This window comes from Pseudomonas sp. PA-6-3C (assembly GCF_021605825.1).
Lineage (GTDB): Bacteria > Pseudomonadota > Gammaproteobacteria > Pseudomonadales > Pseudomonadaceae > Aquipseudomonas > Aquipseudomonas edaphica.
In genome coordinates this window covers 1-12,079 of record NZ_WKDV01000080.1, presented here as the reverse complement: position 1 = coordinate 12,079, position 12,079 = coordinate 1, and the positions used below count along the sequence as shown (strand labels likewise).

The window sequence follows — 12,079 nt, the reverse complement described above, 5'->3', positions numbered from 1 at the left end:
CACGGGCGCATGTCTCAACAGCTCGGGTGCTTAAGGCTGCCAAGGCGGATAAACAGGCCTAAACATGACGTTAAACGGACTCTTAAACATAGACCTTGAAAGGCATGGCTGTAAGAGCGGAACCATACGCCGCCGTTACCTAAATAACGGATATGCCCCCTCAACGCCCAGCCTCAACGACGAGCCAGTCGAATCTGGTCCTTGGCCTGCTTCACCACATTCTCAAGCGTAAACCCAAACTTCTCCTGCAACTTGGCCAACGGTGCCGACGCGCCAAAGCTGTTCATCACCACTTTAGCGCCGGTCTGCCCGACATAACGGTCCCAACCCAGGGGCCCAGCCTGTTCCACTACCACACGGGCTTTTACCGCGGGTGGCAAGACACTGTCGCGATACGCCTGATCCTGGTCTTCAAACAATTCCCAGCTGGGCATCGACACCACCTGAGCGGCAATGCCTTCAGCTTGCAACTGCTCATAAGCCGCCACCACAAGGCTCACTTCACTGCCGGTCGCCAACAGCAGCACCTCAGGCTTATCGGCACCCGCCAACACATAAGCGCCTTTGGCCGCCCCAGACGCCGCCGCATACTTTGTGCGATCCAAGGTCGGCAACGCCTGGCGCGACAACACCACGCAGCTCGGCCGATGGGTTTGTGCCAGGGCCACCTTCCACAGCTCCAGCGTTTCGTTGGCATCGCCGGGGCGCAAGGTCAGCAACCCCGGCGTGGCGCGCAGTTGTGTCAGGTGCTCGACGGGCTGGTGCGTCGGGCCGTCTTCACCCACGCCAATCGAGTCATGGGTAAATACGAACACCACTGGCAATTCCATGATTGCCGCCAGGCGGATCGGCGGTTTCATGTAGTCGCTGAACACCAGGAAGGTCGAGGTGTACGGGCGCAGGTAGGACAGCGCCATGCCATTGGCAATCGCGCCCATGGCGTGCTCGCGGATGCCGAAGTGCAGGTTGCGCCCGCTGTAGTCATCGGCACTGAAACGCCCGGCGCCGTCGAAGGTGAGGTTGGTCTTGGTCGATGGCGACAAGTCCGCCGAGCCGCCCAGCAGCCAGGGGATTTGTTGTGCGAAGGCATTCAGCACCTCGCCGCCGGCGGCGCGGCTGGCGATACCCTTGGCGTCGGTGTCGAAGTGGGGCAGTTCGTCCTGCCAATGCTCCGGCATTTCGCCGGCGCGCATGCGGCGCAATTCATCGGCCAGTTCCGGTTCGTACTGCTCCAGCTGCGCCAGGTGTTGCTGCCAGGTTTCATACAGCGGCTGGCTGCGTTCCAGCAGCGCATCGCGCAGCACCGTGCGGGTGTCGTCGGGCACCAGGAAACTGGAATCCTGCGGCCAGCCGTAGGCCGCCTTGGTCAGGCGGATTTCTTCCTCGCCCAATGGCTCGCCATGGGCGGCGGCGGTGTTGTGTTTGTGCGGTGAGCCGTAGCCGATCACGCTGTCGACCACAATCAGGGTTGGCGCGCCGGTGTTGGCCTGGAAGGTTTCCAGCGCTGCGCTCAGGGCTTGCAGGTCGTTGGCATCGGTGACGTGCAAGGTGTGCCAGCCATAGGCCTGGAAGCGCTTGATCACGTCTTCGCTGAACGCCAGCTCGGTGTGGCCTTCGATGCTGATGGTGTTGTTGTCGTAGATCCAGCACAGGTTATCGAGCTTCAAGTGCCCGGCCATCGACGCCGCTTCGCTGCTGATGCCTTCCATCATGTCGCCATCACCGCACAGGGTGTAGACGTTGTAGTCGAACAGCACCTGGCCGTCGCGGTTAAAGCGTTTGCCCAGCCAGCGTTCGGCCATGGCCATGCCGACGCTGTTGGCGCAGCCCTGGCCCAGCGGGCCGGTAGTGGTTTCCACGCCGGTGGTCATGCGGTACTCGGGGTGGCCGGGGGTCTTGGAGCTCATCTGCCGGAATTGCTTGATGTCGTCCAGGCTGATCGCCGGCTGGCCGGAGCGCTTGCCGTGGGCATCAATCTCGACCACACCGGCCAGGTGCAGCAGCGAATACAACAGCATCGAGGCGTGCCCCACCGACAAGACAAAGCGGTCGCGGTTAGGCCAATCCGGATGTTCGGGGTGGTAACGCAGGAAGCGGCTCCACAGCGTGTAGCCCACCGGTGCCAGGCCCATGGGCGTGCCGGGGTGGCCGGAGTTGGCCTTTTGCACGGCATCCATGGCCAGGGTGCGAATGGTGTTGATGCATTGGGTGTCGACAGCAGTGGCAGCGTGAGTCATGAAACCGTTCTCCCTCGGGTGGCGATCTACAGTGGAGGGCAGGGCACGGCAAAGGTTTGATCCCATCATGCGCATTACGACGAACGGGACCGCCTTGACCCAAGACATGACAAGACCCCTTGGAATGGGCTAGTTTCAAGGCGTAGGCCATTGATCAACTTGCGGAGGTACTCCATGCCAGTGAAACACGACCTGTATCAGGATTTGGGTTTGAGCAAGGAAGAGGTCGACGGGCGTCGGGCGAAAAATCCCCATTTGAACGCGCTGTTTGATAAGTACAACACCGTCGATGAGCTGGTGGTGAGCGCCGAAAAGGCATCCGGTAGTGATGAGGCGTTGAAGAAGCTGAAGGATAAACGCCTGTTGGTTAAAGACGAGATCAGGGACTTGCTGCAATAAAACGTCCTACAGGACGCGGACATATTTGTTCAGAATTGTCTGAGCGACAGCCGGCGTTTCACTGCTTATGATGCCGGCCGTCCACCCGGCTCTGGGGACTGTTGCGGCGCAAGGATTGCGCTGCTGAGCCGGGCGGGCATCCTATTTCATGCACGCAGCGCCTGGATGCATTCATCCATGGAGCGCTGCTGCGTCTCGGCATACAGCTTCAATTCATCAATCGTCCGACGGCCCAGCGCCTGCTCGAATTGAGCCTGGTTCGAATGGGCTGTGTAGTGACTTTGCGCCGCATCGCCCAGGTTCGACTGGAAAATCCCCGCCGCACTCACCGGCAGAAAATCCTCATACACCAAAGGCTCCACCGCCACGTGCCCGGCCGCCATCAAGGCCTCCAACGTTTGCGGCTGACCGGCCTGGCCGCGTGCCGCCAAGCCTTTCTCGGTGACGAAGTAGCGGAAATACGCCAGGCCCTGTTCACGCATCTGCGCGTGGTTATCGGGGAAGGCCTGGAAGTGTTGCGCCATCAATTCGACGTAACGTGCAGCGTTGCCCTCATTCGGGAAGGCGCCCAGTTCGTCGCGCGCCGCGTTCAGCAACTGGTCGTACAGGGCGCGACCCTTTGGCGTCAACGCCACACCCCGTTGTTCTATTTCGCCGAAGCGCGCGCTGTGGCTGCCTTTTGCGTCGGTAAACGCGATGGGCTCGTCGAGCGCCTTGAAGCTGGTCTGACGCAGCAGGATCGGGCACTGGCGACGTGGCGGGCCTTCGATCACGGCTTTGGGCGTGATGCCTTTGCCGGGCATCGCGGCCTGCACCTGATCGATGTCCAGAGTACGTGGGGTCAGGTGATTGATGTGCGGACCTTTGAACGCCACCACGTCGGCGATCAGGCGATGCTGGTCGCTCAATTGCTGGTATTGGGCGCCGGTCACGGTGGCGGTGTGGTGCCAGCGAAAGGTTTCCAGGGCCTCGCGGATAAACGCTTGGGCATCCGCGGCGTTGAGGCCACCGTCGCGTTCGGCTTGCTCGATCAGCGCCAAGGCGCCAGGGGTGAAAATCGAGCGTTTGGCCAGGGCGCTTTCGGCGAAGGCGCGCAGCTCGAGGTTTTCGATCAGTTCCAGGCGTAGCAAGGACGTAAAGACGCGGAACGGGCTGGCCTGCAGCGCCTGTTCATGCACAGCGCGAAAGGCGGTGGAATGCACCGGCACACCGGCGGGTGTGAGGTCGTAATAGCCCACCGGCTGCATGCCCATCACCGCAAACAGACGGCCGATGGTGGCCAGCTCATGGGCGGTGCCCAGGCGGATGGCGCCGTGGCGTTCCATGGCCAGGCGCTCCATTTCACCGGTGCGCTGCAGTTGTTTGGCCAGGCCGGAATCACTGTCCAAAACCCGCGTGTTGGTCTCGGCCACCAACTCCATCAGCGCGCCATAAAGCGGAACTTCATCTCGGTACATGTCGGACATGGCCCTGGAAAAGTCTTTGCGAATCTCGTCGGGGCTGACATACGCGGCACTTGGCATAGAAAAATTCCTGAACACGGTGGTGAGGGTGCGGCCTTTCTCTGGATTCTGTTGGGCTTTAAGGGGGCTGGCAAACGAAGAATCCTCAGGACTTCATTCTGCAAATGAATGAAATGACATGAATATGACAAAAATCGGCGCCAGGAAAATTTCATTTTCACGGGTACTTTCCTAACTAATTCTTCACGAGGCGCGCCCCGGTCCTCATGAAACAATCGTTACGTTTGTAGGGATGAAAACGCCGTTTGCACACAACGCACATAAAAAAATGTTTAGGGGCCGTTACACATGAAAATTTCTACACTGGCGTTATCCATCACCGCAGCGTTGCTCGCGCAACACGCGTGCGCTGATGACTTCGGGCTCGGTTCTCTGGGCACGGGCACGGGTCACAGCGGTTTTCTTGAAGACAGCCATGCGGCTGTCAGTTCGCGGACCATGTACTACAGCGCGGACAACCGTTCGGGCACCAACAACGATCTGCGCGAAGCCGCGACCTTGCTGCGTTTTGACTACAAATCCGGCTACACCCAAGGCACCCTTGGCGTCGGTTTTGACGTGATGGCGTTCGGCGCCTTGCGTCTGGACGGTGGCGACGGCCACGCCGCAGGCCCGGGCCTGGCGGGTAACGGCAACAGCTTCTTCCCGACCAAAAACAACGGCACTGAACCCGCCGACAGTTTCAGTCGCGCTGCGGGTAACGTGAAATTCCGTATTTCCCAGACCGAGTTGCACGTCGGTGGCGGTTTGGCCCCGGTGTTGCCTATTCTGGTTTCCAACGACAGCCGTGTGGCGCCGCAGACCTTCGACGGCGGCATCCTGACCTCCAACGACATCCCCAACGTGACCTTCACCGGTGGTGAGCTCAACCGTGCCGAAGGCCGTGCTTCCAGCAACTCCACGGGCTTGAGCGTTGCCGGCGGTACCCGCGACAGCGACAGCTTCAAGTTCGGCGGTGTGGACTACAAACCGTTTGGCTCGTCCGACAACGCCATCGCTAAAAACCTGACGTTGCAGTACTACTACGCCGACCTGCAGGACTTCTACAAACAGAACTACTTCGGCCTGGTTCACGTGCTGCCATTGGGCAATGACCAATCGTTCAAGACTGACCTGCGTTACTTCGACAGCACCAGCGACGGCAAAAACGGTGACGCCGGCTACCAGTTCAACAACAACGGCGGCTACGCCAAGCACGCCGGTGAAGTGGACAACAAAACCTACAGCGCCGCGTTCACTTACCAGTTGGGTGGCAGCAGCCTGATGCTCGGTCACATCGGTGTGAGCGATGACGGCGGCTTCGTCTGGGTCAACCAGGGCAGCATCGCTGATCCAAACGCACAAGGCGCGGGCGGCAGCGATTTCTACCTGTTCACCGACGCCGTGGTGGGCCAGTTTTCCCGCGCGGGCGAGCAGGTCAATTTTGGCCAGTACTCCTACGACTTCAAGGCCCTTGTGCCAGGCTTGAAAGCCTCCGTGGCGTACCTGGACGGCACGGGCATCAAGTCCAAAGTGGCCGGTGGTTCGGATCAGAAAGAAAACGAAACCGACTTCCGGCTGGACTACGTGGTGCAGCAAGGCCCGCTCAAAGGCTTCGGCACCACCTTCCGTACTGGTACTTACAAAGGTCACAACACCGGCACTGCGGACCAGGACCAGACGCGCCTGATCTTCAACTACACCTACGCGATCTTCTAAGCTCGCGCCGCCACAAACGGAGGCCGCCTAGTCAGCGGCCTCTTTTTTTGCGCGCGCGAACACGACTTCATGTGCATCCGCGCACGGATGGGTTTTACACTGCCCCCACTGTGTCAGTGATGGAGGACCCAATGACGGCCACGCCCGCAACCAACATCCTTGCAACCCTTGAAGGCCAGCGCCTGGCCGCCGAAGACGCCGAGCGCTGGCGCGAGTGGGGCCCGTATCTGAGTGAACGCCAATGGGGCACGGTGCGCGAAGACTACAGCGCCGACGGCGATGCCTGGGCCTACTTCCCCCACGAACACGCCCGCAGCCGCGCCTACCGTTGGGGCGAGGACGGCCTGGCCGGCTTCAGCGACAAGGCGCAACGCTGGTGCCTGGGCCTGGCGCTGTGGAACGAGCGTGACAGCATCATCAAGGAGCGCCTGTTCGGCCTCAACAACGCCGAGGGCAACCACGGAGAAGACGTCAAGGAGCTGTACTTTTTTGTCGACGGCGTGCCCAGCCATGCCTATATGCGCATGCTCTACAAATACCCGCATGCGGCGTTTCCCTACGCCGACCTGATCGCCGAAAACGCCCGCCGTGGGCTTGAGGATGCCGAGTACGAAGTGCTCGACACCGGCGTATTCGAAGACAACCGCTACTGTGATGTAACGGTTGAATACGCCAAGCATCAGCCCGACGATATTTTCATGCGCGTCACCGTGCACAACCGCGCGGACCAGCCGACGCGTGTGCAGGTGCTGCCCCAACTGTGGGCGCGTAATGACTGGAGCTGGACCTTTGACGCGCCCAAGCCGCAGTTGCGCCTGGACGGTGAACGGGTGCTGGCCCGGCATCATGAGCTGACCGATCGCCATCTCAGCGCCTGGGGCGAGGACGGCCTGGAGTGGCTGTTCTGCGAAAACGAAAGCAACTTCCCCAAGCTCGATGGGCAACCGGCGCAGGGGCCGTTCAAGGACGGCATCAACGACTACGTGGTGGGCGGCGCAGACTCGGTAATCCGTCGCGACACGGGCACCAAGGTCGCCGCGCGTTTCAGCCTCGAACTGGCGGGCCAGCAGAGCAAAACCCTGTACCTGCGGTTTGCGCCGGTGGACGCGCCTGAGGTCAATGCACGCAAGCTGTTCGAGCTGCGCCGCCAGGAGGCGGACGACTTCTACGCCGCCTTGCAGCAAGGCATTGCCGATGCTGACGCGCGCAATGTGCAGCGTCAGGCCCTGGCCGGGTTACTGTGGTCCAAGCAGCTCTACTACTTTGATGTAAACCAGTGGCTCGACGGCGACCCCGCCCAACCCGCGCCGCCGCCCGAGCGCCTGCACATCCGCAATACCCATTGGCGGCACTTGTCGAACTTCGACATTTTGTCCATGCCCGACACCTGGGAGTACCCGTGGTACGCCTCCTGGGACCAGGGCTTCCAGGCCGTAGCGATGGCGCTGATTGATCCGGGGTATGCCAAGCAACAGCTGTTGTTGCTGGTCAAAGACCGTTTTATGCACCCCAATGGCCAGTTGCCGGCGTATGAATGGCGTTTCGACGACGCCAACCCGCCGGTGCATGCCTGGGCCAGTTGGCGCGTGTATCAGCAGGACAAGGCGCTGACCGGCGTGGGTGACATGGATTTCCTCGAGCGGATTTTCCACAAGCTGCTGCTGAATTTTTCCTGGTGGGTCAACCGTAAGGACGCCGAGGGCCGCAACCTGTTTCAGGGCGGCTTCCTGGGCCTGGACAACATCGCCTTGTTCGACCGCTCGGCCACCTTGCCGCCCGGCTACCAGCTGGATCAGGCCGACGGCACTGCGTGGGTCGCGGCGTATGCCCTGGACCTGATGCGCATCGGCCTGGAGCTGGCCAAGCGCAATGGGGTGTACGTGGATATCGCAGTGAAGTTTTTCGAGCACTTCCTGTACATCGCCGGTGCGATCAACCGTGTCGACGACAGCGCCGAAGGCTTGTGGGATGAGCAGGACCAGTTCTTCTACGATGTGCTGCACCGCCCGGACGGCCAGAGCGAGCCGGTGCGCCTGCGCTCCATCGTCGGCCTGATGCCGTTGTTTGCCGTGTTGGTGCTGGAGCAACGCGAGCACGAAGGCCTGCAAGGCTTGCGTGAGCGGCTGCTGGGCTTCATGAAACACCGGCCTGACCTCGCCAAGCTGGTGTCGCGCTGGAACGAACCGGGGCAGGGCAACCGCCTGTTGCTCGCCTTGCTGCGCGGCGAACGCACCAAGGACCTGCTGCGGCGCATGCTCGATGACCAGGAGTTTTTGTCGACGTTTGGCGTGCGCTCATTATCCAAGGCCTTTGCCGAGCAGCCGCTGGCGCTGAAGATGAACGGCGACACCCTGTGTGCGCGCTACCAGCCCGGCGAGTCCGACTCACGTTTGTACGGCGGCAACTCCAATTGGCGCGGGCCGCTGTGGATGCCGGTGAACTACATGCTGATCGAATCGCTGCGCGAGTTTCACCGCTACTACGCGGATAACTTCTCGGTGGAGTACCCGACGGGCAGTGGTTATCTGGCGTCCCTTGAAGAAGTGGCCGACAGCCTCAGCCAACGTTTGACCCGCTTGTTTTTGCGCGATGAAGATGGCCTGCGCCCGTCGATGGCGGGCTATGCGCAATTGGAAGCAGACCCGGCCAGTCGCGATCTGGTGTTGTTCCATGAGTATTTCCACGGCGAAACCGGGCGTGGGTTGGGGGCGTCGCATCAGACCGGGTGGAGTGCGTTGGTGGCGTTGTTGCTGCAGCCGAAAAGCTAAGCCGCACCACTGATTCACTTTTCTGTGGGAGCTGGCTTGCCATCAGCCACACACGGGTGGGCTGACCCACCGCTATCGCAGCATAGGTATCTACACAACCGGTTAACACGGAGTCTGTTGCAAGCCTGTTCGCCACAGGAGAAATTGGCTGCCTTCAAAAGTTGTGTAGATACCTATGGCTATCGCAGGCAAGCCAGCTCCCACATTAAAACTACATCGCTTGTGAAATGACGGGCAAAAAAATCCCGCCACCAAGAGGTCTGAATCAGGTAAATTCGCCGCCCCTTCAGACAAGGATGTAGACGATGGCGAATGTTATCGCGCGGGTTGGCAGTGCAGGCCTATTGGGGGTATTACTGATCACCTGCGTTGTGTTCATGACTTCACTGTATTCCCGAGAAAGCGCCGCGGCCCCGCTGATGATGCATTGCCGCGAATGCGAGAAAGGTGAGAACACCTTCGATGCAACAAAGTGGTTCAGCAGCGGCATGTACCGCCTTGAAACGGATATTGTTCCCAACCCTATGCGGTCGATGACTCGCACTCATCCGGTGGTCTTCAAGGCCAAGGACAATGACCAACTGGTAGAGGCCGCGCTGCGTGGAATCAGCGATGTGCTCCCATCCTTCGATTCCCGCACGTTTGAAGCACAGTGGCCCGTGTTAACCAAGCGCGTACGTTATAGCTACAGCTTTTTTATGGCACCTGATGAACCCCGGGACCTCTATGACATGTACTTGCAAGTGGGCAAATACAAGCTGGTGATCGTGGTTGGGCTTGACGTCAATACCGGTGAAATCACCGCCGAGTATGAAGGGCGTGTGATTCGTGAAAACGATGGTAATGACCCTGCGTACATGGACACGTTTGAAGAAATGGATGACGCCAACACCCGCTGACCGGGAGGCTGGCTGAACGAAAAATCCCGCCGGAAGGCGGGATTTTTTTGAGCACGGCGTTATCAGGCCGGGAACAGATCGCTCAGTTTCATGGCCAGCATCATGTCGCCTTCAGTGCGCAGCTTGCCGCTCATGAAGGCCTGCATGCCGTCGGTATCGCCGCTGACGATGCCTTCCATGGTTTCGCCGTCGGTCACCAAGGTAACCTGGGCGTCAGGGTTTTCGCCTTCCAGCAGTTCGCAGGTGTTGTTCTTGACCACCAGCGAGAAGTTCTGGGTGTCGTCGATACGGAAACCGAACACCAGGTCCAGGCCGTCTGCAGCGGCTGGGTTGAATTTGGCTTTCATTGCTTCTACAGCTTTGGCTACGTCAGTCATGGTTTCGATCCTTTAAGGTAGAGTCCAGTGACCTTGGGGTCACGGTTGGCCGCAATTCATCGGAATGTGATGAGCTGCGGCGCCTTCAACAGTTGCAAGTGGGTATGACTGTTGAAGGAAGCCAGTGCCACCTCGCGACCACGGAATTTAAGCTGGTTGAGCGAGGTGTTAACAATTTGCCAGTTCAGTTCAAAGGCCTGTGCGGCAGGCATTCGGGTAATCAGGTGGAGCAGGGCGGTAATGGTGCCGCCGGAAGTAAACACGGCGATCTTGTCGGTGTTCTCGGCGGCTTCCAGGATGCGTTGCAGGCCGCCCTGCACACGTTCCACGAAACCCAGCCAGCTTTCCAGACCGGGTGGGTCGTAGGTGCCGGCCAGCCAGCGCTCGATGATCAGGGCGAAAATGCGCTGGAACTCACTGCGGTTTTGCGCAGCGTTGCGCAGGATATCCAAGGCGTGAGGCTCGGTGGTCAGCAGGTCGGGGAGCAGGGCGCGGATAATCGCTTCGCCGTCGAATTCGTTGAAGGCCGGGTCGATTTCCGGTGCTGGGGCTGACAGGCCGAGGGCACGGTATTGATCGAATGCGGCGGAGGCAGTGTGCTGCTGGCGACGCAGGTCGCCAGACAGGCAGCGGTCAAACGTCAGGCCCAGGTCGGCCAGGTGGCGACCGAGTACTTGCGCTTGCTCTACGCCGACGGGCGACAGGACGTCATAGTCGTCTGCACCGAAGGAGGCCTGGCCATGTCGAATCAGATAGATGCTGCCCACGTCCGTTTTCCCGGTACGTTGAAAGTCTGGCGAGGTTATGAGGATGGCAGGGAGCTGTCAATGAAAAAACATACGCTTGTTTTAAAAGCGCGTTAGAGGACGACTGCTGGCGGTTTGAGCACTGGTCCGAAGGCGGTGCCGTCGGTATGCTGGGGCCATCCGCGCCTGGCGCCGTGCTTTTTTAAGGAGACATATGGATTTTTTGGCCGAATACGCGAGCTTTCTGGCGAAGACCGTCACCCTGGTGGTCGCTATTCTGGTGGTACTGATCAGTTTCGCCGCGCTGCGCAGCAAGGGGCGGCGCAAATCCGCCGGCCAATTGCAGGTCAGCAAGCTCAATGATTTCTACAAAGGCCTGCGTGAGCGCCTCGAGTCGAGCCTGCTCGACAAGGACCAGCTCAAGGCCCTGCGCAAATCCGAAAGCAAGACCGAAAAGAAGAACAGCAAGAAGAAACCCGAGGCCAAGCCACGGGTATTTGTGCTGGATTTTGACGGCGACATCAAGGCCTCGGCCACCGAGAGCCTGCGCCATGAAATCACCGCGCTGCTGAGCCTGGCCACGCCGAAAGACGAAGTGGTGCTGCGCCTGGAAAGCGGCGGCGGCATGGTGCACAGCTATGGTCTGGCCTCGTCGCAGCTGGCGCGTATTCGTCAGGCCGGCGTGCCGTTGACCGTGTGCATCGACAAGGTTGCGGCCAGCGGCGGCTACATGATGGCGTGCATAGGCGAGAAGATCATCAGCGCACCCTTTGCCATCCTCGGCTCCATTGGCGTGGTGGCGCAGCTGCCCAACGTCAACCGCCTGCTGAAAAAGCACGACATCGACTTTGAAGTGCTGACCGCCGGAGAGTACAAACGCACCCTCACCGTGTTTGGCGAAAACACCGAGAAGGGGCGGGAGAAGTTCCAGGAAGACCTGGACATCACCCATCAGTTGTTCAAGAACTTTGTGTCGCGCTATCGCCCGCAGTTGGCAATCGATGACGTCGCGACCGGAGAAGTGTGGCTGGGTGTTGCAGCGCTCGATAAACAACTGGTCGACGAACTGCAAACCAGCGACGAATACCTGGCGACCAAGGCCAAGACGGCCGAGGTGTTCCACCTGCACTACGCCGAGCGTAAAAGCCTGCAAGAACGCGTGGGCCTGGCGGCCAGCGGCTCGGTGGACCGTGTATTGCTGACCTGGTGGAGCCGGTTGACCCAGCAGCGATTCTGGTAACCCACATCTGAAGACCCAGGTGATCCATGTGGGAGCGGGCTTGCCCGCGATGGCGGTGGCATAGGCAACATAGTTGTCGGCTGATACACCGTAATCGCGGGCAAGCCCGCTCCCACATTTTAGTTTTGCGCCAGGGCGGGTATAGGCTTTCGCATCAACGTCCCCACCACCAACGCCCCCAGCAACCCCAAC

General features: G+C 60.1%; 9 protein-coding genes. 5 read left to right on the top strand and 4 right to left on the bottom strand.

Features of this window, described 5'->3' with window-relative positions; all coding sequences use genetic code 11:
• Window positions 1–173: 173 nt before the first annotated feature.
• Complete coding sequence (gene tkt, locus GIW48_RS29260; RefSeq protein ID WP_236462799.1) at window positions 174–2,237, bottom strand: transketolase; 2,064 nt, start codon at window positions 2,235–2,237, stop codon at window positions 174–176.
• Between the two features lie 174 nt (window positions 2,238–2,411).
• Here tkt and GIW48_RS29255 point away from each other — a divergent pair, with 174 nt between their 5' ends.
• The gene (locus GIW48_RS29255) at window positions 2,412–2,636 is read left to right on the top strand and encodes a DUF465 domain-containing protein (RefSeq protein ID WP_017135936.1); all 225 of its coding nucleotides are present in this window, start codon (window positions 2,412–2,414) and stop codon (window positions 2,634–2,636) included.
• 146 nt (window positions 2,637–2,782) lie between these two features.
• On the opposite strand, the gene hglS is transcribed toward GIW48_RS29255, so the two are convergent.
• Window positions 2,783–4,159, bottom strand: a complete 1,377-nt coding sequence (gene hglS, locus GIW48_RS29250; RefSeq protein WP_236462796.1) for a 2-oxoadipate dioxygenase/decarboxylase HglS — start codon at window positions 4,157–4,159, stop codon at window positions 2,783–2,785.
• 288 nt (window positions 4,160–4,447) lie between these two features.
• On the opposite strand from hglS, the gene GIW48_RS29245 reads away from it, so the two are divergent.
• The 3 genes from GIW48_RS29245 to GIW48_RS29235 all read left to right on the top strand — a co-directional run bounded on the left by GIW48_RS29245 (window position 4,448) and on the right by GIW48_RS29235 (window position 9,524).
• Complete coding sequence (locus GIW48_RS29245; protein ID WP_169987635.1) at window positions 4,448–5,857, top strand: OprD family outer membrane porin; 1,410 nt, start codon at window positions 4,448–4,450, stop codon at window positions 5,855–5,857.
• A gap of 131 nt (window positions 5,858–5,988) precedes the next feature.
• Complete coding sequence (locus tag GIW48_RS29240) at window positions 5,989–8,625, top strand: MGH1-like glycoside hydrolase domain-containing protein (RefSeq protein ID WP_236462790.1); 2,637 nt, start codon at window positions 5,989–5,991, stop codon at window positions 8,623–8,625.
• A 305-nt stretch (window positions 8,626–8,930) separates the two neighbouring features.
• Window positions 8,931–9,524, top strand: coding sequence for a hypothetical protein (locus GIW48_RS29235; RefSeq protein WP_177032834.1), 594 nt, complete (start codon window positions 8,931–8,933; stop codon window positions 9,522–9,524).
• A gap of 62 nt (window positions 9,525–9,586) precedes the next feature.
• Here the strand turns inward: GIW48_RS29235 and GIW48_RS29230 are convergent, their stop codons facing one another.
• Both GIW48_RS29230 and GIW48_RS29225 read right to left on the bottom strand, forming a co-directional pair.
• Complete coding sequence (locus GIW48_RS29230) at window positions 9,587–9,901, bottom strand: SCP2 sterol-binding domain-containing protein (RefSeq protein WP_177032836.1); 315 nt, start codon at window positions 9,899–9,901, stop codon at window positions 9,587–9,589.
• 56 nt (window positions 9,902–9,957) lie between these two features.
• The gene (locus tag GIW48_RS29225; RefSeq protein WP_177032838.1) at window positions 9,958–10,668 is read right to left on the bottom strand and encodes a histidine phosphatase family protein; all 711 of its coding nucleotides are present in this window, start codon (window positions 10,666–10,668) and stop codon (window positions 9,958–9,960) included.
• 193 nt (window positions 10,669–10,861) lie between these two features.
• On the opposite strand from GIW48_RS29225, the gene sohB reads away from it, so the two are divergent.
• Window positions 10,862–11,887: a protease SohB gene (gene sohB / locus GIW48_RS29220; protein WP_017135929.1), complete on the top strand. Its 1,026-nt coding sequence runs from the start codon at window positions 10,862–10,864 to the stop codon at window positions 11,885–11,887.
• The last annotated feature ends 192 nt before the right edge of the window (window positions 11,888–12,079 follow it).